The organism is Pseudoalteromonas sp. EB27, from assembly GCF_001974875.1.
In the GTDB taxonomy this organism is placed as follows: Bacteria; Pseudomonadota; Gammaproteobacteria; order Enterobacterales; family Alteromonadaceae; genus Pseudoalteromonas.
Genome location: NZ_MTQD01000009.1, coordinates 42,606 through 67,816 on the forward strand (window position 1 = coordinate 42,606; position 25,211 = coordinate 67,816).

Annotated in this window: 14 protein-coding genes; 6 read left to right on the top strand and 8 right to left on the bottom strand. The window is 39.2% G+C overall.

The annotated features are described in order from the left end of the window. Window positions 1-10: 10 nt before the first annotated feature. Window positions 11-2,092 (top strand): TonB-dependent hemoglobin/transferrin/lactoferrin family receptor, encoded by a 2,082-nt coding sequence (locus tag BW142_RS11320; RefSeq protein WP_076924888.1) that lies wholly within the window; start codon window positions 11-13, stop codon window positions 2,090-2,092. Window positions 2,093-2,271: 179 nt separating this feature from the next. Here the strand turns inward: BW142_RS11320 and BW142_RS11325 are convergent, their stop codons facing one another. Then, window positions 2,272-2,952: a hypothetical protein gene (locus BW142_RS11325; RefSeq protein WP_076924889.1), complete on the bottom strand. Its 681-nt coding sequence runs from the start codon at window positions 2,950-2,952 to the stop codon at window positions 2,272-2,274. 107 nt (window positions 2,953-3,059) lie between these two features. Between BW142_RS11325 and BW142_RS11330 the strand changes: the two genes are divergently transcribed. After that, window positions 3,060-3,935, top strand: coding sequence for a LysR family transcriptional regulator (locus BW142_RS11330; protein ID WP_076924890.1), 876 nt, complete (start codon window positions 3,060-3,062; stop codon window positions 3,933-3,935). A 41-nt stretch (window positions 3,936-3,976) separates the two neighbouring features. Here the strand turns inward: BW142_RS11330 and BW142_RS11335 are convergent, their stop codons facing one another. Both BW142_RS11335 and BW142_RS11340 read right to left on the bottom strand, forming a co-directional pair. Beyond that, window positions 3,977-5,500 (bottom strand): sensor domain-containing diguanylate cyclase, encoded by a 1,524-nt coding sequence (locus BW142_RS11335; protein ID WP_076925002.1) that lies wholly within the window; start codon window positions 5,498-5,500, stop codon window positions 3,977-3,979. Between the two features lie 505 nt (window positions 5,501-6,005). Then, the gene (locus tag BW142_RS11340; protein WP_076924891.1) at window positions 6,006-9,860 is read right to left on the bottom strand and encodes a S8 family serine peptidase; all 3,855 of its coding nucleotides are present in this window, start codon (window positions 9,858-9,860) and stop codon (window positions 6,006-6,008) included. 919 nt (window positions 9,861-10,779) lie between these two features. On the opposite strand from BW142_RS11340, the gene BW142_RS11345 reads away from it, so the two are divergent. From BW142_RS11345 to BW142_RS11355, 3 genes are all read left to right on the top strand, one after another. Next, window positions 10,780-12,591: a glycoside hydrolase family 3 protein gene (locus BW142_RS11345; protein ID WP_076924892.1), complete on the top strand. Its 1,812-nt coding sequence runs from the start codon at window positions 10,780-10,782 to the stop codon at window positions 12,589-12,591. Between the two features lies 1 nt (window position 12,592). Beyond that, on the top strand, window positions 12,593-13,327 hold the full coding sequence (locus tag BW142_RS11350; RefSeq protein ID WP_076924893.1) for a 5-oxoprolinase subunit PxpA: 735 nt from the start codon (window positions 12,593-12,595) through the stop codon (window positions 13,325-13,327). Window positions 13,328-13,481: 154 nt separating this feature from the next. Next, window positions 13,482-15,500 (top strand): S9 family peptidase, encoded by a 2,019-nt coding sequence (locus BW142_RS11355; RefSeq protein WP_076924894.1) that lies wholly within the window; start codon window positions 13,482-13,484, stop codon window positions 15,498-15,500. Window positions 15,501-16,026: 526 nt separating this feature from the next. Here BW142_RS11355 and BW142_RS11360 read toward each other — a convergent pair. After that, a complete protein-coding gene (locus BW142_RS11360) occupies window positions 16,027-17,628 on the bottom strand; it encodes an isocitrate lyase (protein WP_076924895.1) in 1,602 nt (533 codons plus the stop codon). Window positions 17,629-17,867: 239 nt separating this feature from the next. Here BW142_RS11360 and BW142_RS11365 point away from each other — a divergent pair, with 239 nt between their 5' ends. After that, on the top strand, window positions 17,868-20,057 hold the full coding sequence (locus BW142_RS11365; protein WP_076924896.1) for a malate synthase G: 2,190 nt from the start codon (window positions 17,868-17,870) through the stop codon (window positions 20,055-20,057). A 209-nt stretch (window positions 20,058-20,266) separates the two neighbouring features. Here BW142_RS11365 and BW142_RS11370 read toward each other — a convergent pair whose 3' ends face one another. From BW142_RS11370 to BW142_RS11385, 4 genes are all read right to left on the bottom strand, one after another. Then, window positions 20,267-20,992, bottom strand: a complete 726-nt coding sequence (locus tag BW142_RS11370) for a YebC/PmpR family DNA-binding transcriptional regulator (RefSeq protein ID WP_010552883.1) — start codon at window positions 20,990-20,992, stop codon at window positions 20,267-20,269. 133 nt (window positions 20,993-21,125) lie between these two features. Further along, window positions 21,126-21,743, bottom strand: a complete 618-nt coding sequence (locus BW142_RS11375) for an HAD family hydrolase (RefSeq protein ID WP_024600376.1) — start codon at window positions 21,741-21,743, stop codon at window positions 21,126-21,128. 318 nt (window positions 21,744-22,061) lie between these two features. Continuing rightward, the gene (locus BW142_RS11380; protein ID WP_076924897.1) at window positions 22,062-22,556 is read right to left on the bottom strand and encodes a DUF6702 family protein; all 495 of its coding nucleotides are present in this window, start codon (window positions 22,554-22,556) and stop codon (window positions 22,062-22,064) included. Further along, on the bottom strand, window positions 22,556-25,003 hold the full coding sequence (locus BW142_RS11385) for a M1 family metallopeptidase (protein ID WP_076924898.1): 2,448 nt from the start codon (window positions 25,001-25,003) through the stop codon (window positions 22,556-22,558). Before BW142_RS11385 ends, BW142_RS11380 begins: the two co-directional genes overlap by 1 nt. Between the last annotated feature and the right edge of the window lie 208 nt (window positions 25,004-25,211).

The following is a 25,211-nucleotide window of genomic DNA, read 5'->3' on the forward strand; positions in this document are numbered from 1 at the left end:
TGGAGTTAAAGTGAATCCCTCTACATTTAAATTTACTGCTATAGCAACCTTATTACTCGGATCGGGCACTGCATTTGCCGAAAACATAATTGACGATCATATTGTTGTGAGTGGCTCGCGCTTTGAACAAAAGCTTAAAGATGTAACAGGCTCAGTAACGGTTATTACCGAGCAAGATATAGAGCGCCAGCTAGCTGTAGATTTACAAACCATGTTTAAATACGATTCAAGCATTGCAACCACAGGCAGTGGCGCAGGCGCGCAAACACTTACTGTACGTGGTGTTGGTGGTAACCGTGTTGTATTTATAAAAGATGGCCGACGCACCAACGATGGTTATGCAGGCGGAGGGGGATATTTAGTTGGCCGCAATTACTTTGATGTAGCAGGCGTAAAACAAGTAGAAGTAGCCAAAGGTGCTGCATCGTCTTTATATGGCTCTGACGCACTCGGTGGCATTGTGGTTATAACCACTAAAGATCCAAGCGATTATTTAAAAAATAACAGCAGCTATGTAAAAATGGCACTGGGGTATCAAGGTCAAAGTAACCAAATTGCTGCTGATATTACCGGTGCAAAAGACTTAGGCGACTTTGCAGTAAGCGCCGTTTATAGCCACCGCGACAGCGAAGAAGTTCAAAATTACGACGAAAACTTACCCGGTTATGATGCAAAGTCGGACGCTTTATTAGTTAAATTTGAGCAACAGCTTGATGAAAAACGCACACTTAAATACACCCTTGATTACTTTAATCAAACAATTGAGCAAGAAATAACTCCCGCCATTCAAGAAACCGAAGAAGACGACACGAGTTGGTCACTGGCGCTAGATTACCATTCAGAGGTAGCAACAGCCGCGTTCGATAAGTGGTATGGGCAAGTGTCTTATAGTAGTTACGAGCAGCAAAGCGATGCAATTAGTGGCGCAAGCACCTACACCGATTATAACGACTATCGTTTTGAACAAAATATCTTAGGTTTAAAAGCGGTATTTAATAAAGGATTTAACGCAGAGAGTGCCGATCACGAAGTGGTATACGGGATTGATATCGATTTATACGACACCACTCGGCCACGTTTAAAAACGCGTGTTTTAGCTGATGGCACCGTTGATTTTACAGACCAAAAACAAAAAGCGTTTCCGGGGGCTGACACCTCTTTAATTGGCGCCTATGTACAAGACAGTATTTCGTTTAAAAACAGTGCATGGTCGGTTATTGCGGGCGTGCGATATGATTACTACACCCTTGAAGCTAAAAATGATGAGCTATACGCTGATGCGCAGCTTGACGATATTACCGAGTCTGCTTTTTCGCCTAAGCTAGGTGTTATATACCAAGTGGATGATAACTTATCGTGGTACGGGCAATACGTACGAGGCTTTAAAATACCACCACACGACCAAGCCTATCAAAGCCACGGCGTTGAGCCGTTTTATCAAATATTACCAAACGCCGATTTAGACCCAGAAAGCAGTGACTCGTTTGAGCTTGGGCTTAGGTACGCCAGCAGCGATATTAGCGTAAATTTAAGTGCTTTTTATGCAGCATTCGATGATTTTATTGAAACCGCCGTAGTAGGTGTTGAGCCAACGTACATTCCTAATGTAAACAAAACTTTGTATCAATATCAAAATATTAGCGAAACACAAATAAGCGGTGTAGAAGCCGGAATTGCCATGTATGTCGCTGAAAATATACTACTTGAGGCAAACGTAGCCTACGTTGATGGTGAAAACAAAGAAACTGATCAGCCACTTACCAGCATTAGCCCGTTAAATGGCTCAATATTGTTAAGTACAGAGCTGGGTAATATTAACTGGACCGCTGCGTTGCGTTTAGCTAAATCGCAATCGGATGTAGTACTTGATGCAAACGATGATAAAACTACGCAAGGGCATGGTTACGGCGTTGTTGATTTATACGCAAACTACGAATGGCAAGCGTGGCAGCTAAATGTAGGTGTACTTAACTTGCTCGATAAAGAATATGTACCTTTTGAGTTGATTGCAGGTCAATCGCAAAGTGCTGATTTTAGCCAATACACCCAACCTGGGCGTAACTTTTCAGCAAGGGTAAGCTATCAGTTTTAATTAGGGCTAAACAAATGGCAGTAAACGCTGCATGGGTATGCAGCGTTTACCTGCCACATATTTACTCAAGTCAAATTACTTAATGGTGAGTATATTCAGGTACACCTCTACATACTCAATGCCCATTAACACTTTATATAAACAGCACTTTTAAGGCTTAAATCGCCGTTATTTATAAATTAATTAATCGCAAAATCTTGGGTTTCTAAATAGCTGGGGGCGTTTTTAAAGCATGCCGTTAGCTTACTTGCAAGCGTTGTATTTATTGCGCTGTCGCACTCTAATTCCCCGTTATACTTCCCCCTAGTAAGCGGCACTAAGCTTAACGAGTCATAGCTTGGTTTACTTTGTATTTTATGAATTACCACCCCCTGCCCTGCTGATACCTTTATTAAATCAAACTCTGCTTTTACGGGTTGTGTTATAGCGAGTTTTTTTACATATAACGGGTTTTTAAAAGTTAGCTTTGTCGAAAAAACGGCCGTACCTCCGCGTTCAAAATGACCATTAAACACAGTGGTATTTAAAGTGGGTGTCTTCTTATTTATTAATAAGTTTAGGTCAAAATTACTTGGTAAAATAGAGATCTGGCTTTGCTCGTTTGCTGCTTTTCTTAAAGCATCTTTGATTATTTTTAAGTGGGTATCACTTGTAGTTACTTCATACACTATTTGGTAGTCGTGGGGAGTAGTGTATAAAGGCATGTGACTGGCAAGCACTTTATCGTTTGCTAATATAAGCGCCATGCCATGAAACCCTACATAGCTGTGGCTCTTATGCGTATTTTGTGAATTGTGTAGGGGAGTGTTTGCTAAAACTGTTGTTGAAAACAAAATAAAAAATAGCAGTAGGTGTTTCATGTTTATGCTCTAAAATTAATATAGCGCTACTATAAGCTGATTTTTATATATAAATAATCGATAATAAGTTGTTAGTTGTTTCCTTTTAATCAATACGGTTTGGTACAATGCATTTAGATGACATTGAAAAAGTAATTCACGTGGCGGGTTCGCAAAACCTGCACACAACCGCTAAGCATTTTAATGTTACCGCTGGTGCGCTTTCTAAAACCCTAAAAAAAGTTGAGGCAAGCTTAGCCACTAAACTATTCAATCGTGTGGGTAAAACCTTAGTACTTAATGATAAAGGCAAAGAGTTTGTTAAGCACAGTAGCGATTTAGTTCATAACTACCAACAGCTCACTAGCCGCTTTAAAAGCGATAATCATAAATTTAATGCAGTAATTGCAGGCCCTGCTATTTTACTTAAAAGTGGTTTAAAGAGGCTGCTTATACCACTTAGCCACCTGCCCTGCTCGGTACGAATAAATAATGTGTTTGAGGGCGAAGCCATAAGCCAAGTGGCGTCGGGAGCTGCGCATATTGCGCTGGTTACTCGCGAGGCATTAAACAACAGCCAGCATACTAACTTAGTGGCAGTTGACGTATTTAATACAGGGTTTAGTGTAGCAGCGGCACGCACTCATAATTTAGTACAAAAAAAGTTATTAGCTCTAAGTAAAAGCGAGTTTGCGCAATCAGCTTTTGCTTGTCCGCTGTTTTCACCCTTGTGCGGTTTAGAGCAAGGTATTGGTTCTGATGGTTGGCAAGATGAAATGGCTGAACGTAATATTGTCTTCAGGTGTAGCGACTACAGTGCTCTCATTGAGGTAGTACAAAGTGGTTTAGCACTTGCGTATTTACCAGACTTTGTGATTGATGATTTAGCACTTACAAAAATAACTGTAAAGGGGGTTAACAGTCACTACAGCGAAGGCATAGTAATGATTTACAAACCATCAACAGCAGATGGCTGGCTTAATAAACTGATGCACTCTCTGTAAAGTATTTATCACTTTGAGTTCAATGCAAAGTTAAGCTGCGCTTAGCTAATATCAGCCACTACACATTGGTTACGACCATGCTCTTTAGCATGGTAAAGCGCTTTATCGGCACATTTATATACTTGGGCAATATCAGTACTATGCACAGGCCAGGTCGCAATGCCTATAGAAATAGTGATGTTACCTATAGTGTCCATCTCCGTCGACTCTACTGTTTTACGTAAGCGCTCAGCAATTTTAAAGGCGCTTTGGCTATTTTCATTAGGTAGTACAAGGACAAACTCTTCACCGCCGATTCTCGATACTATATCGTCTCTTCTTGATAGTTTTTTAATTATATTTGTTAGCGAAACTAAAGTTTCGTCACCTTTGTCATGTCCAAAAGTATCGTTAACGCGTTTAAAAAAATCGATATCAATTTCTAATATAGCGAATGGGGTTTGCTTTAGTGTTAGTTGGTTAAGTAGGCCGTTTAAGCTTCTTCTGTTATGCGTATCTGTTAAAGGGTCTGTTTGTGAGTCATGGCGCAGCACACCTATTTGGGCTTGTAATAATGCAACTTCTCTTAACATAGCTAACTTCAGTTTCTGACTTTCAAAATACCACGACTTCACATTTTTAAGTTTTTCTAAGCTTGAAGGATCGTCGAGTGTATTTGCGTTATCGGCTAAGCGTTTTAGTGGCCTCGCTATAAAATGTGCAAATAAGCCAATAAAAATAAACGTGACTAATGCCATCGGTATTGTTTGCTTAACCACTTCAATGGTTAATGTATCAAGGGAGGAGAGTGTTGATTTTAAAGGTCTCTGTGCCACGATTCCCCAATTAGATAAAGTAACAGGTGCATAGCCTGCGAGCATTGGCTTGCTTAAGCTATTAATAACTGTTGAAGTGCCCATTTCGCCATTTACAACAGCGTCAATCACAGAGTTGTTAGCAATAACGTTGCCGATTCTGGCAGGTTCTGGGTGATATAAAATGCGCTTATTTGAGCTAACAACATAAAGATATGAGCCACCTTTGTAATAATGCTGCTCTAGAAGCTCATTTAAAATGTTTTTTTCTTTTAAATAAAGAGAGCCACCAATATAGCCTAAATACTTACCTTCAAAATCAAACAAAGGGTGCGATATAAAAACAATTAGATTATCAGCTGCTGACAAATAAGGCTCACTAATTAATGGACGTTTTTCTTTTAGGGCTTCTATTGCACCTGGAGACTGTATTTGTTGACCTATTATACTTTCTAAACGAGGTGATGTAGCTGCAATAACGCCGTGTACATTTATCACAACAGAGTTAAAACTATCAGTTTGCTGATTTAAGCGAATGGCTTCATCGTTTAATAATTTGGAGTTACTTGGTGATTGCTCAATAATTTTAGCCGAGTATTCAAGCTGCTGAAGCGCAGATTTTAAAAAGTTATCGGTTGTGGAGGCTAGTTTTTGAGCATAGGCTAAATTACTTTTTAGTGTATATGATGTTAACTGCTCTTTTTGAACCTGATAGGTAGAATAAAAACTCCCTACCAATGTGCTCAATGCTGCAGATAATGCGAGTAGCAATATAAGCAATCTTAAGTTTAAAGCGGGTAGTAATTTATATAGCAAAGCAGCATCCCAAAGCACTAAAATTCAGCGCGTATTATACGAAGTTAAGTATTATACCCGTTTAAGTGTTTTTAATTAAGTTGGTTTGTTTAATTTAATAAACGTGTTGCTTTCTCTTACTTATTGCATGCTTTAGTGTATTTGTTACTAATAACAATGCGGCTGAGTTGAGTACTTCATAGTGCACGATTTCTTAATTGAAAAGTCAATTATTGAGGATAAATTGGAGTAGGTACCTAGTATAATGTAGAGACTACAACGCTTTAGCATCATCTTTTATAAGTAAAACTATTAAGCCTATTAAGTGGGTGAGCCAGAGTTATGCTCTGGAAAACTGAGTGTGCTTTAATCTGAATGCCCGGTAAGGCTAGGAAATAAAAAGACCCCCAATAGTGGGTATGTCCAACTATTGGGGGTCACTTCAGCTTAATAGCTTTTTATTAATAGTAAGCTTTTAATCCTACGAATTATTCTTTCTGCGTCGTACAAACAATAATGGTGTAAACAATGCCATTAACCAACCAAATGAACCACTATCACCTTTGTTTTTTGTGATATTTGCGGTTGCTACTGTAATGTCTGAGTTTCCGTTTCCATCACTAACTTCTAATTGGAAAGAAATTACTTCATCAGTAGACACTTTTGGTGCTTCAAAGCTGATTGATGAACCAGTAGCCGTTAAGCTAACAATGCTTCCTGATAACTGTTTCCAAGAGTAAGTTAATTCATCATTATTAGCATCGCTAGAGCTAGAAGCATCCATAGTTACAGTCGTACCTTCTCGTGCACTTGATACATCTGGTACAGAAGCTATAGGAGCAACTTGAATAACACCAAAGCTATAAGTTGATTCAACTGTACTACCGTCAATCGTATTAGTTAATACTAGCTCTTTATCAGTTCCTGATTGTCTAGGAATTAAATCAAAGCCTACTGACATTGTTTTCGTTGAATCTCCCGCTACGCGAGTAATAGTCCACTCAGCTATGTTGTCAGTAATAACACCATCGTTATCAGCGTTAGCTATTTCTTGCCCTTCTGTAACCATTGCTTTTAATGTATAGACCTTATCTGCATTGGTAAAGTTTGGCTCAATATCAAAGCTAACTGCATATGCATCACCAGGTACCAATTCTTGGCTCGAAGCTGCAATTTCAGGTGACACAGTTTCAGTTACTTCATCGTCTGTGAATGATACTGTTAAAGGAATTTGTACCTCTGTAGAGTCAGTACCTGATTTTAATGATAGTAATGAGCTACTATTCACATTTTCTGACCATGCAACTGTTAGGTCAAATGAACCATTACTTTCGTCAACGGTTGCACTTACAATCTCACTTTTAGATTCGTCATTTGTTAAGATTGATACTGCACTAATCACAACTTCATCTGTTGCACCTGGTGCTGAGGCAGTAAAACTGTCTGCCACAATGTAATAAGTATCAGCAGGTAAGTTAAGGAAAGTAACTGACTCATTTGAGTTTGGACCCGCACTGCGACCAATAGTATTAAACTCACCATCTAAAACGCGTAAATCTATATCCGGAGCTGTTACTGATGAAGTACTAAACACAACATTTGGTACAACCTCATCAAACGTTACTACTATAAAGTTAAAATCTTCATCTTCAACTTCTACTGTTTGTGGTTCAACCAAGTTAGAGCTTTTATCAAACACACCAACACTAATATCAGTTAAGCTCTTCGACGTTAAATCTGTGAAGGTATAAGTACCACTTGAACGAGATGCAATTACTGACAACGATTCAGGTAGGTTACTTTCAGAGACTTGAACTGAAATAGGTAAATGCGCATCAGGTAAGCCAGCTGACGTTAGTAAAAGACTACCAAAGTTCCATTTATCTGCTTCAGATGTACTCACATCCGCTGTAACTGTGATCGTTTGTGTTTCGCCCGCTTTAATATCAAAACTTGTAGGTGAAACAGTTAGCGACATGCTGTCAGATGTTGATATTGAAGCCGCAGTCCAGTTTGCATCTTTTGTTGCAGTAAATGTACGAGTCCAAGTACATGTATCAATACATTGTGTATTTGTCATTGATGGAATATTTAGCGATAAAGGGACACCACCCGTTGCAGGGTTTGCCTTCATGTAGTTACCAAACGTTTCGTCCATGATCAGACCTGTATTAGTCGCTAAATTAACGCGAATACTACCTGAGCCCATATCAAATACATCTGCTGGTGTTATGCCATCTTCTTTGCGTACATCAGTCGTTGCCGTCATCATTAGTGCTGAACGAATATTATCTGGTGTCCATGTAGGATGTGCAGACTTTAATACCGCACCGGCACCAGATGTATGAGGTGCTGACATTGATGTACCTTGCAAAAAGGCGAAATCAGCTGGAGAGGTTGCTGTTACGTCATTACCAAAATCTTGGTCATTATAAGCTGCGTAAATTGATACACCTGGTGCAGTTACAGAAGGTGTCATAATATCTGCAGTAGTGCTGTTAGGACCGCGAGATGAGAAGTCAGCCATGTCGTCAGCTTGACCAACAACTAAAGTAATTGCAGGGTCAATAGAAATTGTAGTATCTGAAGTTGAAGCTAATTCAGCTAGTAAATCTTTACCAGAATTCTCAGAGATAGCAACAGATGGAATAGTTGTCGCTTCTAATCCTGACATAGTAAGGCGTACATCGCCATCCGTGTTGTTATAAACAATAACAGCAGTTGCACCCGCATCAGCAGCATTTGTTACTTTATTTGAGAATGAACATGCACCACGACTAATTACAGCAACCGCATCTTTAAACGAATCAGCAGCAAATGCATTACAGCCTTCAAAATTGCTTGCATCAACTGACATTGCCGTAATAGGTAAAGCAGTTACAACTTCAGAAAATACAGGGCCTGTGCCATTTGAAAATGCAAATGCTTCACCATTAAATTTTACAAAGCTATCTAAAGTTCTGCCATGAGTAGAAGCACCAACAACCGTGTACCAAGGTGCATTTTTTGATGTAGTGTAAGCTTCTGGGCCATCGTTACCAGCAGATACGGCAGAGAATATACCGGCTTCTTGTGCGGCTAAAAAACCAAGCTCAGTAGAACTCGCCCAAGGGTTACCACCACCACTAATTGAATAGTTTAAAACATCTACTCCATCAGCAACTGCATCATCTAAAGCTGCAACAATAGCTGCACTAGGACAACCTGTGTACTTATCACCTGTATTACCGGGGCTACAAATTTGATAAGCAACAATATTTGCATGGGGTGCTACACCTGAAATTTGCTCAAACGAAAACGCTTCGTTTACGATACCATCACTTTCAAGCTTTCCAGAATCTCCAGTCACTAAAGGAACATTTTTTAAAATATTACCACCTGCAGTACTTGCAGTGTGGGAACCATGGCCGCCATAATCTTCACCATTTTTAGCTGGCGGTGTAGTGCCAAAAACTTCTACATCGTCATAGTTATCAGTAACACTTGCATACGAGCGAACGCCAATTAGTTTATCGTTACATAGCTCAACAAAATCAGCTGCACAATCACCTACGTAATTACCTGCACCCCAAGGGTTAGTGTGATCGTATCCATCGCCACCAATGTCTGCAAACGAATCATGGTCTGTGTTTACACCACTATCGATTACACCAATGATAACGCCTTCACCCATATTAGTGGCTGAATTACCTTCGCCTTGCCATACTTGAGTTGCACCAATATGAATAGGACCCGTATCTGTATCCATTGTTTCCATACGTTCGCGTTCAATATAATCAACGCCATCTAAAGCAGCTAACTTTACAGCTTGCTCTTGAGTTAAGCGCATAGCAACACCGTTGAATGCATTTTTATATTTATATACAACGTTTGCTTGTTTACCCAATGAAAGGCGAGCAGTTGAAAGGAAATTTTGTTGTTTATCTTCAAGGTAGTTAGCATACTGAATAGCATCAGTTGATTTAGTATCTAAACGTAGCTGATTACGTACTTCTTGTGAGCTCATTTTACTATTAGCAAGTGATGAAAAAAGCTCTTTCTTCGCTATTTTAGGGTTTGTTGCAGCAAAACCAACCACACTACCATCGTAAGTAGCTAACGGAAGATCTGCAAGGCGTACAATATAAGTATATTCGCCAGGTGCTAAATTAGGCTCAACAACAATTTTCTTTGCTGCTTTAGTAATACGGGTAGGTGAAGTTGATGGTAGCTTCGTTTTCTCTACTGCAGATTTTGTAAGTGCTATTTTTTGTTGAACACTACTTCCACCGGCTACAGAGCTTAAAGATACAGTTAATAAAGCTGCTGAAACAGCTAATGCTACTTGGGTCTTCACTGAATACTCCTTGCGCTTTTTTTAGCGCATGTAATTATTATTTTTGATGATTGATTTAAAAATTAAAGTGAATTTAAATTAAAATAAATAAAGTCGCCTAGAAAGATAACATCTGTCATTAAAATGTAAATGTAGTGTGTATTTGGTTTCTCGATAGTTTGTGACTAATGTAGCTACCGCAGAGAAAATGGTAGTGAGTAAATAGACTGTAAAAATATTTTAAAAAAGTAAATATATCTTTTTTCTACTTTTTTGTTTATTGATTTATAAGTGTTTTTACTTAATGTTGAATATATTTTAAATCACTAACCGCACTAAATTAGTTACTATCATTATGTGTTTAGCAAGTTAATTGGGCTTTACATTCGTTTACATATTTCTTTATGTTTGATTCAACACGATTTATGTAACAAACTTCATAAACTCGATTGAAACTCTATTTATAAAAACTGTATATATTAATGATGAGGCGTTTAGGCTGTATGTTTACGAACCTTTAGAGTTTAACTATAAAAGAATTAGGGCGTGATTAAATCGCGAAGCGAGATCTATGATCTAGCTAGCTCGGTAGATGCCTCCTATACCTGTGCTCTATACTTAATGTGAGCAATAGAAGTTAATTACTTTAAAACAAGTCATTCCAAAAACTCGTACTGTGCGCCTATAAAAATTACTAAAATAATGTACCCGTAATTTATAATAGTTCAGGTTTAATTGACTTAAGATCATATATGTATAAATAAGATAATAAATACACACCTTAAGCATCTATTAAGCTTGTAAAAACACTTAGAGTACTGCTTTGCAGTTGCTTTAAAAAGTAGTTAAGCTGCGTACACTTATCTACTTTTTAGCTTTGGAGTGTGTTTTGCTAAATAAGTGTATTGTATCGTCTATTGTTTTTATATCTGGGTGCTTAATGCCATTACAATCCTCGTTTGCTAAACCCGTGCTTTCTCTTGAACAACAACTTGGCCAAAAGCTAATACTCGACTTTCGTTATTTTTGTCAGCATGGTGCGAGCACTAAATGCCGAATACCAATGACCGAGTTACCTAATGAGCTTAGTACCGCTATTGCTAAATACGATATTGGTGGAGTTATTTTATTTTCTGAAAATACCCAATCGATAGAACAAACCATTACGCTTAATAGCCAATTGCAAACAGCGGCGAGTAAGTCCAGTAGTAAGCTGCCGCTATTTATATCAATAGATCAAGAAGGCGGACGTGTAGCGCGTTTACCACGCGATGTTGCTACATCATTTACCGGTAATATGTCGATTGGCGCAACCTACAAAAAGCACGGTACGAGCTTTGCGACAAAAACAGCAACTGTTATCGCTAAAGAGCTAAATTCACTGGGTATCAATGTAAACTACGCGCCCACGGTTGATGTAAATATGAATCCCGACAACCCCGTTATCAACGTACGCTCATTTGGTGAAAACCCAGCATTAGTGAGTAAATTAGGTGCTGCACAGGTAGCAGGATTTGAGAACAACGGTGTTATTACCTCGTTAAAGCACTTCCCGGGCCACGGCGATACAAACGTAGATAGCCATACAGGTTTGCCTAAAGTAAACCATGCAAAAGAAGTTATTTACGAGCAAGACCTAGCACCGTTTAAACACATTATCGCCAAGCAAAACCCAGGCATGATAATGACGGCGCATATTCAATATCCTGCCCTCGATAGTACGACGTTTGTAAGCGTTAATGGCAAAACTATGATAAAACCGGCAACAATGTCGCGCGCAATCATTACTGATATTTTACGTGGTGAGCTTAATTACCAAGGTGTTGTAGTAACTGATGCGCTTGATATGGCTGGCATTAGTAACTTCTTTACACCAACTCAAGCGGTAATAAATACGTTTGCGGCTGGGGCTGACATTGCCCTAATGCCCGTTGAAATTAGAACACCGGATGATTTAAACAAGCTCGATGACCTTATTAAAGAGCTTGTTGCAGCGGTTAAATCAAAACAACTTGATGAGCAAGAAATAGCACAATCTGCACAACGTATAATTACGCTTAAAAATAAATTTAGATTAAGCACTAATTTTGACCCTATTACCGCGCTTACTGAAGCTAAGCAGATTATTGGCAGTGCAGCACATCGTGAAATAGAAGCGCAGCTTGCTGTAGAGGCAATAACGCAGGTTAAAAATAATAACAGTACTTTGCCGCTTAATTTAAAAGCAGGAAGTAATGTTCATATTATTATGCCCGATACGCGTAAATGTATGGCAATGCAGCAAGCGATTGAAGCTATCAGCCAGCAAAAATTCACTTATAGCTGTAGTAGCTTACAAGGGTTCGACCCTGCACTCGCAAAAGCACAAATACACGCTGCTGATGTAGTTATAGCCGGCAATGCAACACCTAATCAAAGTGCGGTAGAAATTGGCGGTATGGATGATTTAAAAGACGACCCTAATTTTGCACTTAATAATGCAGAGCAACCAAAAGCATTTGAGTCATTATTAAATATGGCAAAAGAGAAAAACAAAAGCACTGTTTTTATAAGCCTAAGAGCCCCTTACGACATTGCTAAATTTGGCAATTATGCAAATGCTGTACTTGCATCCTACGCATATAATATTGATGTAGATAAAAACGATATTGTATCTGGTCCTGCTTTTACCGCACTTGCAAAAGTGTTACTAGGCGAGGCAACTGCTAACGGCGTATTACCTGTCACAATAAAACCGCAAAAGGCGCACTAATATGAAGCTCAATTGTGATTTAGGCGAAAGCTTTGGCGCATGGAAAATGGGGCTAGACGATGACGTTATGCCACATATTGATATGGCTAATATTGCGTGTGGGTTCCATGCAGGTGATGCCGACGTAATGGCAAACACTCTTATACTTGCCAAGCAAAATAACGTACAAATTGGTGCTCACCCAAGCTACCCAGATAAGCAAGGCTTTGGTAGGCGCTCAATGAATCTTAGTGCAAGTGAGCTAATAAACTGCCTGCATTATCAAATAGCCGCTATTGAGGGCATGGCAAAAGTACAAGGTTTAACACTTAGCTATGTTAAACCGCATGGCGCACTTTATAACGACATGATGGCTGATGAGCAAATATTACAAACCGTTATAAATGCAATTGCCAGCTACCCAATAGATTTGAAACTAATGGTCTTAGCGACTAAAAATGCCAATAAGCACATTCAAATAGCTAAAAGCTCAGGAGTTGAGTTAATACTAGAGGCCTTTGCAGATAGGCAGTACACCGACGATGGGCATTTAGTGTCGCGAACACTTGAGGGCAGCGTTCACAACAAAGCCGCATTACTAGAGCAAGTAACTCAGCTTTTATCCGATGGTAGTGTAACAACACGAACAGGAAAAAAACTAACGCTCAACGCCCATAGCTTATGTGTACATGGCGACAACGCCGATGGCATATCACTTATAAAAGATATAAAAGCCCTGTGTAACTCAGCCAATTAGGCTTTCCACACAACCTTAAATTATAAGCTGTAAAGCCCCTTTACAGCTTTAACTCATAGAGTTAAATAAGAGCTTCATCGCATCCTACTGTTAATTTAATAATCCCTAACATATAACTACTTAGAAAATTAAAAAAGTAACAACAGGGATAAAAATGAAAAAGTTTTTAACACTTAGCCTCGTTTTAGGCTGTAGCAATTTAGCCTACGCTGAAAAAAATACACTACAACTGCAAGATGTATTTAATTTAGAATATGCCAATCAAATAGATATAACCGAAGACGGTAAAACGGTTTATTTTGTGCGTAATCGCATGGATATAAAAACAGATCGTAAAGTGGGGAATATTTGGTCTGTTGATTACAAAACCAAACAAATGCAGCCATTAACCTCTGGCGTGCACATGGATTACTCGCCAGTACTCTCTCCTGATGGCCAACGCCTTGCGTTTATATCAACCCGCGATGGCAGCAGCCAAATATATATTAAATGGCTTAAAACAGGTGCTATGGCAAAAATAAGTAACTTAACAAGTAGTCCTCGTGCGATTACATGGAGCCCTGATTCCAACCAATTAATATTTAGCATGTTTGTTCCAAGCGCTAATTCAGCACCAGTGAGCTTACCAGGTAAACCAAAAGGTGCAACGTGGGCAGAGCCTGCTAAATTTATTGATGATGTTTACTACCGTTCAGATGGTGGCGGTTACACACAAAAGGGCTTTAGCCAATTATTTTCCATAGATGCTAACGGTGGTAATGCCAAACAACTCACTCATGATGAGTTTGATAACGCGGGCGATGTAAGTTTTAGCAACGATGGTAAGTCGCTTTATTTTTCTGCAAACAGGCACACAAACAACCAACTAAAACCCACAAACAGTGAAATTTATAAACTCGATTTAGCTTCGCAAAATATAACAGAAATTACCGATAGAAATGGTCCTGACGAGCAGCCTAAAATCTCTCCCGATGGTCGTTACTTAGCGTACACAGGTTACGATGATAAACGCACTAACTACGAAAACGCTCAGCTTTATATTCGTGATTTAAAATCTGGAGAGACAGTTAGCTTAACGCCGAATTTTGACCGCAGCGTAGGTCAAATAAAGTGGAGTGCAAACTCCAAAGGCATATACTTTAGCTATGCAGATAAAGGCCAAACTGCCCTTGCGTATCAACCACGCAGTGGCAAGCGTAAAATAATAACAACCCAAATTGGCAGCGTTGCATTTGGTCGCCCTTATTCTGGTGGCGACTTTGATGTAAGCGAAGATGGCGAAGTAGCCTTTACCCTTGCCGATAGTCAGCGCCCTGCTGATATAGCAACAATTAAACGCGGTAAAGCGCAGCGTTTAACTACCCTTAATGCAGATGCATTGGGTGATAAAGCTTTGGCTAAAGTGGAAGAAGTTTGGATTAAATCAAGCTACGATGAACTCCCTGTTCAAGGATGGATTGCCTATCCGCCAGGTTTTGACAGCAGCAAAAAGTATCCGTTAATACTAGAAATACACGGCGGCCCTGTCGCTAATTATGGGCCGCATTTTAGCGCCGAAATTCAACTGTTTGCAGCAAAGGGGAATATCGTTCTATACATGAATCCACGCGGAAGTGATTCATACGGTAACGAGTTTGCACAAACCATTCATCATAATTACCCAAGTAACGACTTTGACGACTTAATGACGGGCGTTGATGCACTAATAGCGAAGGGGTTTATTGATGAGTCTAAATTGTTCGTAACCGGTGGCTCTGGCGGCGGCGTACTAACAGCATGGATTGTAGGTCACACCGATCGCTTTGCTGCCGCTGTAGTTGCTAAACCGGTTATTAATTGGATCAGCTTTGTACTAACTGCAGATTTTTATCCGTTTTTTGCTGATTACTGGTTTCCGGGTAAACCGTGGGATCATATTGAACATTATATGAAACGCTCGCCTATTAGCTATGTTGGAAACGTCAAAACTCCTACTATGTTGCTCACTGGGGAATCTGACTACCGTACACCAATTTCAGAAACTGAGCAGTTTTATCAGGCATTAAAGTTACAAGGTGTTGATACCGCAATGGTGCGAATTCCTAATGCATCGCATGGCATTACAGCTCGCCCATCAAACTTAATGACTAAAGTAGCTTATATTCAATGGTGGTTTGATAAACACTCTAAATAAACTCTGGGTAATAAATTTATAGCTCAAATAAAAGCCACTCTAGTTAAGTGGCTTTTGTATTTACCGCCGTAGTATTCAAACTGTAAACCCCCTTTACACTTCTATGACAGTTAAATATCGGACTTAGCTAAAACTTCAGTTAGTAAAATTTCGGTTTTTGGCATTTTTTGTAACTTGAGTTGGTAAAAAATCGGTTTGAGTCACTGTTTATAACCTCTCAGTTAGTAAAATTTTGTTTTATAGCAACGAGAAGTTAGTAAAAAATCGGTTTATAAATTATCTTCGTTTGCCTATTAAAGTAAAAATCAGTCACTTATCCGCTTTTTTTAGTTGCCGTAAACGCTAATTACAGCAAAATCACCTAAAAAAGGTTGTTTTATGAAACGTTAGTTAAACTCTGATCTGTAGATTCACTCAGGTAGTTAAATAGTGATCCAATATGATTTAGTTAGTTAAAGTCTGATCTAAAAATTAAAGCAATAAAAAAGGGCCTATTGGCCCTTGAGTAACACTATCTAGTTAGGAATTAAAACTGGTTCATGGTGTTATCTTCACCACCGGCTTTTAGCGCGTTATCACCAGAGAAGTATTCTTTGTGCGTATCGCCCATGTTAGACCCTGCTAGGTCTTGATGCTTAACAGATGCTTGCTCACGACGAATTTCTTGGCGTTGTACATCACGTACATAAGCCAGCATACCCATATCGCCAAAGTAACCTTCTGATAAAATATCAGTGCTTAGCGCTGCTGTATGGTACGTAGGCAGAGTAATTAAGTGATGAAAAATACCAGCTTCACGTGCGCCATCGCGCTGGAAGTTTTGCACTAGTAAATCGGCTGCTTGCGCAAGTTCTGTTGCATCCATTTCTGGCGCCATAAGGCCTTTATTATCACCAATACTTGGGTAAGCACTAAGGTCACGACCTGCTTCTTCCCACTCTTGATACACTTGCTCACGAAATTTAAGCGTCCAGTTAAATGAAGGCGAGTTGTTGTATACCAATTTTGCATTTGGCACGTGTTCTTTCACACGATTTACCAGTTCAGCAATTTGCTTAACATGTGGTTTTTCTGTTTCAATCCACAGTAAGTCTGCGCCTGACTGCAAGCTCGTAATACAATCTAGTACTACACGGTCTTTTTCAGTGCCTTCACGGAATTGGAATAAACCGTTATCTAGGCGAGTTGGTTTACATAACTGGCCATTAATTTTCATCGCCGTGTCGCCTTCATTTAAGTCATCAACACCATTAATTGGTGTGGTTTCTAAAAATGCATTGTATTGGCTTGCTAAGTCACCTGGTTTTTGCGACACAGGTACTTTTTGAGTAAGGCTGGCACCTAATGAATCTGTACGTGCCACAATAATACCGTTATCGATACCGAGTTCTAAAAAAGCGTAACGTACAGCGTTAATTTTTGCTAAAAAGTCTTCGTGTGGAACGGTCACTTTACCCGCTTGGTGGCCACATTGTTTAGCATCAGATACTTGGTTTTCTATTTGAATGGCACACGCACCGGCTTCAATCATTTTTTTAGCTAGTAAGTAAGTTGCTTCTTCATTACCAAAACCTGCGTCAATATCAGCAATAATTGGCACAACATGGGTTTCAAAGTTGTCTATTTTATCAATAACAGCTTGAACGTCACCGCCATTCGCTTTTGCTGTATCTAAGTCGTTAAACAAGTGGTCTAGTTCACGTGCATCAGCTTGCTTTAAAAATGTGTAAATTTCTTCAATTAGCGCAGGTACCGATGTTTTTTCGTGCATGCTTTGATCCGGTAGCGGACCAAATGCAGAGCGAAGTGCTGCAACCATCCAGCCACTTAAGTATACATAGCTGCGTTTAGTTGTTTTTTGATGGCGCTTAATAGCCATCATCATTTGTTGCGCAGTAAAACCATGCCAACACCCTAAAGATTGTGTGTACTGGCTTGTGTCGGCGTCATATGCAGCCATATCTTCACGCATTACGTCTGCTGTGTATTGCGCAATTTCAATTCCTGTACGAAAACGGTTTTGTAAACGCATACGGCTTGCGTATTCAGGGTTAATAGCACCCCACGCGCTGCCTTGTGATTGGCAAAGAGTAGAGAGTGTGTCTGTTTCGCGTTGATATGTTGTCATAATAAAATCCTTCGAACGAGTGTAAATTATTTTAATGTTGTGAGAGTGGCTAGGAGTGTGTGCTCCGTTTCGCTTGATTCAACATTAGGCTCCTTTTCTAGATTTAGTTAATTTATAGTTGTTATTGTGGCTATATATTTTGTGAATGGCTAAAAAGCACTCAACATTGCTTTTTTGAGTTATTGTTGCCTTAACGCACAAGCACACAACAACATCGCGACCGTTTAAGGAAGGCAAATATGTCCCACACTCTCACACATTCAGGACTCAGCGTAGATACACAACTCGCTGATTTTGTTAAAAATCAATTACTACCAGGCACTCACTTAAGTGAGCATCAATTTTGGCAAAGCTTTGCACATATTGTTCAAACACTTACCCCTACAAATAAGGCACTGCTTGAAAAGCGAGAATTGCTTCAACAGCAAATAGATGACTACCATCTTGCTAATAAAACGTGGGATAGCGTTAAGTACCATGCCTTTTTACAAGATATAGGGTACTTGGTTAAAGAGCCTGCCCACTTTGAAATTGAAACCCTAAATGTAGAACCCGAAGTAGCCCTTACAGCAGGCCCTCAGTTAGTTGTTCCTGTAAGTAACGCACGCTTTGCACTTAATGCCGCTAACGCGCGTTGGGGTTCGTTATACGACGCTTTATACGGTACTGATGTGTTAAGCGAAGACGATGGAGCCGAAAAAGGCAATACCTACAATCCTGTTCGTGGATTTAAGGTAATGGCCTACGCTCGTCAGTTTTTAGATACAGCATTGCCGCTGACTAACGGCTCGCATATAGAAAGCACTAATTATTCAGTAGTAGATGGCGCACTTTTAATTACGTTGCGTGATAGCTCTCAAACCACATTAGCTAACCCATCTCAGCTTATTGGCTATCAAGGTGAAGCACAAAATCCAACTGTAGTGTTATTAAAAAACAATGATTTACACATAGAGCTACATATCGATCACCACCACATGATTGGCCAAGCTGATAAAGCTGGCTTAAAAGATGTAGTGCTTGAGGCCGCTCTTACCACTATTATGGATTGTGAAGATTCAGTGGCTGCAGTAGATGCAGAAGATAAAGTACAAGTTTATAAAAATTGGCTTGGGTTGATGCAAGGTAACTTAGTTGAATCGTTTAAAAAAGGCGATAAAACAGTAGAGCGTACTCTGCAAAGTGATAAAACATACACCGCACTTGATGGTGGCACAGTTACTTTAAAAGGCCGCAGCATGATGTTTGTTAGAAACGTAGGTCATTTAATGACGAATCCTGCTATTACCGATGTGTACAAGCAACCGGTATATGAAGGCATTATGGATGCAATGTTTACAGCCACCGCTGCCCTGCACGACCTAAACAAAAAAACAGGTATAAAAAACTCAAGCGCGCAAAGTATTAATATAGTAAAACCGAAAATGCACGGCCCTGAAGAAGTGGCGTTTACTAACACTTTATTTAGCTTAGTAGAGGAAGCGTTAAGCTTACCTAAAAACACGCTTAAAATGGGTATTATGGATGAAGAACGCCGTACTTCTGTAAACCTAAAAGCCTGTATTTATGCAGCTAAAGAGCGTGTTGTATTCATAAATACTGGATTTTTAGACAGAACAGGCGATGAAATCCATACCTCTATGCAAGCGGGTATTGTGCTTCCAAAAGCAAAAATTAAGCAGCAACCATGGATACAAGCTTATGAAGATCGCAACGTCGATATTGGCCTTGCTTGTGGCTTAAGTCATAAAGCACAAATAGGTAAAGGCATGTGGCCAATGCCAGATAAAATGGCATTAATGATGGAGCAAAAACAAGCGCATCCTAAATCAGGCGCTAATACAGCATGGGTGCCCTCCCCTACAGCCGCTACCCTACATGCAATGCATTATCACGATATAAACGTATTTACTGAGCAGCAAAATATAGCTAAACGTACTATTGCTAGCCTTAATGACTTGCTTACACCGCCGCTAATGGCAGACCCTAAAACGCTTTCAAAAGAAGATATTCAAAGCGAACTTGAAAACAACGCACAAGGCATTTTAGGTTACGTTGTACGTTGGATTGATCAAGGCGTTGGCTGCTCAAAAGTACCCGACATTAACCATATTGGGCTAATGGAAGACAGAGCCACACTGCGTATTTCAAGCCAGCATATGGCTAATTGGTTACTAAATGGCGTGTGTTCGCAGGCGCAAATAAAATCAACAATGGCAAAAATGGCTAAAGTAGTTGATGGTCAAAACGAGCACGACACTGCGTATACACCCATGGCAACAAATGAAGAAACATTGGTTAACAGCATTGCCTATCAAGCTGCACTTGCATTGATTTTAGAGGGCGTAACCCAACCGAGTGGTTACACTGAACCACTATTACATAGCTACCGTATAAAATATAAATCACAAAAAACGAATACGCTTTAACCGCTTAACTAACGTTCAAATTAAGTACTAAACCAGCTTTAAGCTGGTTTTTTATCGCCTAAAATTAGAATAACAGCACTTTTAAGGCATTTTAAAAATATATATTAAAATAAGCATAATATGCATGAATACTTAACATTTATTCAAACGTAAAAAAGCGCGTTTTGCTTATACAAAACACGCTTTTTAAAGCTATTAGCGAATTAAATCTAATTTTTTACAATGGCATTGTGATAAATATTTTGTACATCGTCACAATCTTCAAGCATATTTATAAACTTATCAAAGTTAGCAATAACTTCTTCGTCTTCAATTTCAATATTAACTTGAGGAATAAACGTAATTTCGTCTACTTCAAAGTTAATGCCTTCAAATGCGTCTTCAAGGGCTGTTTTAGCTTTAAAGTATTCTGTTGGTGGTGCAAATACCGATATTTTACCGTCCTCGGCTTCAACATCGCTTACATCAACATCAGCCATCATTAATGCTTCTAATACAACTTCGTCGTCATCACCGGCAAAGCCAAGTACTGCATAATGATCAAACATATGCGCTACACAGCCAGGAGTACCAATTTTTGAGTCTGTTTTAGTAAACGGTAAGCGTACATCTTTAATAGTGCGGTTCGGATTGTCAGTTAAACAGTCAACAATAACCATGCAGTTACCAGGGCCATAGCCTTCGTAACGGGCAACAGAGTAATCTTCCCCTGCGCCACCTGCTGCTTTTTCAATTGCTTTATCGATAACGTGTGCGGGTACTTGGTCTTTTTTAGCTTTTTCGATTAGACGGCGTAGTGTTTGATTTACTTCGGGATCGGGATCGCCACTTTTTGCTGCAACGTAAATCTCTTTACCATATTTTGAGTTTACTTTTGTTTTTGCATTGGCTGTTTTGATCATAGAACTTTGACGAACTACAAATGCTCTGCCCATTTTGTGCCCCTAATGAATACGTTACGTTTTGCGGTATTTTACCAATTCAAAACGTATTGGGCTAGGAGCAAACGTTATTTTGTAATTTAAATAACGTAGCAGTTATTCTGAAATAAATTAAATAGCATGCTATTTAACATAATTCTATTTTTTTAGAGTAACTGTCTACTAAAGTCACTAATTCTATAAAATCATGTAAAACGTAATCTGCCTGATCGGCGTAGGCTGGCGTTGACTCTGGAGCATATAAACACGCGCGCATATTTGCATTGTGCGCTGCTTGAATATCGTAAAGGTAATCGCCTACATAAAGTAAATTTCTGGCGTTAATGTTCCAAAGTGTAGCAATGGCATTTAGAGCGCTGGGATCTGGTTTTGCTGGTGCATCGCTTCGCGTTAAAACCGTGCTGATAGGGAGTGGATTATTTTGTAATTTAATTGCCGCTGCTTTATCAAAATTACGAGTAACAATTGCCATCGGAATATTTTTAGACTTTAAAGCATGAATAGCTTCACTCACACCGGGTAAAATACTGGCGTGCTGTGCGTCTATTAATTCGTGTTGGTGAACTATATTCATTGCCTCTTCACGCATATACGGTGAGGGCAACTGAGCAATGTAATCGAGTAAGTCTTGCTCGCAAGGGCAACCTATTTGGGCCTTTATTAATGCAAAATCTAATTCTGATGAAACTAATGTTCCATCTAAATCAAAAATCACTCCAAAAATAGCCTCAACCTGAGTAGTCATATCATTCCCTGAATTTAGTTATTACTAAATGAAATTTAAACATAAAATTCTCTACTGCTTATGCCCTTGGCCGGTAAATACAAAGGGATAAATGAAACTAACTATATTTAAATATTAATACGCACCATTATCAATCTATTGATAACAAAGTAATTTAAGTGCTTGATATATCATGCGCAAAAAAAGGTAAATATACAAATTGAACTAACAAATTTTACGTAAATTTACAAATAACAGATCAAACATGAACGCAGTTTAAACGTATGAAGAAAACGCGCACATTAACTGCAGTGCGCGTCGGTTGGGAAGTTTTAAATATTAATTTTGCTCAAAGCGGGCTTCGAGCCAAGTATCATCTTGAGCAAAGTTTAAAGTTTTGATCTTACCTTTGCCCTCAACGTTTACCATATTTACCTGAGATGGCCATAAATCACGAAGCGCGCCATTGCTCATTTTAATTCCTTCAATGTCTTCAGGAATTGGTGCTTCTTGGTAAACCCAAAAAAACTTACCATCAACTTGTGCTCCCACAAAGCTAAGTGGTAAAGGTTCACCACTTAACGTTTGTAGAGCAACATGCGATTCAACATACTTAGCAAAACGTTGTTGGTCGGCTTTATTACTAATAATATCAATTTTGCCTTTAAACAATGTTCCTACGGCGTGTTCGGTATCATGTAAATAAAAGCGATGCATTAATTCAACATTATGCGTTCGTTTATTAAAAAGCACGGTTGTAACTGACGACTTTAGTTGATGCGCCATACTTGGCGCAGCAACTAAAAGGCAAACAATAATAAGCAAAAAGCGCATTATTGCTGCTCCTCACCGTCATCCTTTTCGTCTTTTTTCTCATCAGTTTTAAGCTCAGTTTTAATATCTTGCATGATATCGCGACTTACTTTAGCTTTACTCTTTTCCTTTTTAAACACTTCAATACGTGAAGGAATAATACGACGAGGGTAGTTATTGTTTTCAACATCTACGTCAGCTGTTTCCCAGCCTGGATCGACAGTAACTGATACAAGCGGTTTGTTTTTATCGGTAACAATCAGCTTTTGTACGTTTTTATAGTTACGACGCCAAATTTCAGCAGGAATATAGCGCTCTTCTTTAGTGCCATCTTCATAAGTTAGCTCTAATAAAATAGGCATTACCAAACCACCAAGGTTTGAAAATTCCATAACGTAATAGTTTTTATCTTCTTCTAAAGCACGCTCAAGCGTTTTACGCTCCCACGGCTCTAAGCCTTTTAAAAACTTGTTGTACGAGTTACGTTCTTTATTGGTAACAGTAAAGCGGTCGTTTTCGTCATAAAAGTCGGTAACATCAGTATTTTGCTCAACCCATGTTTTTTTACCTTCAGCACGGTTACGCTCAACAAATAATGAAGTAGGTTTGTCTGCTTCAATATCACGTAAACGGCTGTAATCAATATCAGGGTTTTTAGTATCTAAACGTAGTTGATATACTTTATCTACAGAGATATCTACATGATCGGTTGTGTAAAACCAGCCACGCCAAAACCAATCTAAATCAACACCAGAGGCTTCTTCCATTGTACGGAAAAAATCAGCTGGAGTAGGGCGCTTGTATTTCCAGCGCTGAGCATACTCTTTAAAAGCAAAGTCGAATAAGTCACGACCTAAAATAACTTCACGTAAAATATTAAGTGCCGCTGCAGGTTTAGTATAAGCATTAGGCCCTAAACGTAGTACGCTGTCTGACTGAGTCATAACAGGTACTTGGTTTTCAGACTTCATGTAGCTCACTATATCGCGAGGCTCAACACCCCAAGGAATAGTTGGATCCCATTCACGACCAGCAACGCCATCTAAAAAGCTGTTTAAGCCTTCATCCATCCACGTCCATTGGCGCTCATCTGAGTTAACAATCATTGGAAAGTAAATATGACCCACTTCATGAATAACTACGCCAAGTAAAAAGCGCTTTTCAGCTTGAGAATAAGTACGTGTACCATCATCTTGTAACTTAGTACGCGGGCCGTTAAAGGTAATCATTGGGTATTCCATACCGCCAACAGGGCCATTTACCGATTGCGCAGTTGGGTATGGGTAGTCAAAAGAATACTTAGAGTACACTTCCATTGTGTGTACTACAGCTTCAGTTGAGTACTTCTCCCATAAGTCGCCACCTTCTTTAGGGAAGAACGACATTGCCATAACTAAAGGCTGAACGTCACCACCTTGCTGATAACCTTTTGCATCCCACATAAACTTACGAGACGACGCCCAAGCAAAGTCACGTACGTTTTGCGCTTTAAAGTGCCACGTTTTAGTTTTGTCGGTGCCTTCTTTTTCGTTTTCTAGCGCTTCTTCTGCGTTAACAATAAACACAGGACGCTTAGATGTTTCGGCTTGCTTTAAACGTTTGCGCTGCGTACTTGTAAGTACTTTGCTCGCGTTATCAAGTTTACCTGTTGCTGATACAATGTGATCTGCCGGAACAGTAATCTCTACATCGTAATCACCAAACTCAAGCGTAAATTCACCAGAACCTAAAAATGGTTTGTTTGTCCATGCTTCATAATCAGTATAAGCCGCTAAACGAGGAAACCACTGAGCAATTAAGAATATGTCGTTGCCGTCTTCTTCAAAGTGCTCGTAACCAGAACGTGCACCCACAGCATCTTCTTCAACAATGTTGAAGGCAAAGTTCATGCTAAATTCTACTTCTTTACCTGGTTTTAATGGCTCGTTTAAATCAATGCGCATTAAGGTATCAACTACAGTTACGCGTAGTTCTTTACCATCGTCATCTTTTACGCCACTAATTGTATAACCCAGTTCGTTGTCGCTCATAAATTGCTGGCGACGTAATTCGCCTAAACTTAATTTAGCGGGCTTTTGAGCTGGTAAGCTTTCTAAAGTGCTTTTAAACGTTTTAGTTGTTTCGGCAATAGAGTCACTTTTAAAAATATTTTGATCTAACTGTAACCATAAATATTTAAGCGTATGCGGTGAGTTATTTTTATATTCAATGCTTTGGCTACCGGTAATGCGGTGCTTTTTTTCATCTAGCTTCACATCGATATCGTAATTTACACGTTGCTGCCAGTATTTTTCACCTGGTTCGCCAGCGGCACTACGATATACATTGGGTGTAGGAAGTGCTTCGTCTAATTGACGAAACTTATCAACGTAAGAACCTTTTGTTTGCTCAACTGAAGACGCAATAGCTGCACTCGATATTGCCAACGGCAATACAAAAGCACTTAGCGTAAGACCTATTTTTTTCATTGTTAGTCCTAATATAATTTTGTGAGCGTACTTTGACAAATATACCAGCAAGCTTCAATAAATTAGCGACCAAATACCGTATTTTTAGGGTGATGTTCACTTAGTTTTTTAGATTAAAAAATATAAATATTTTGTAACAAAATACGAATGGATAAAACTGTAAAGGGGGTTTACAAAATTGAGTTTTAATAATGGTTTTGTTCGGATA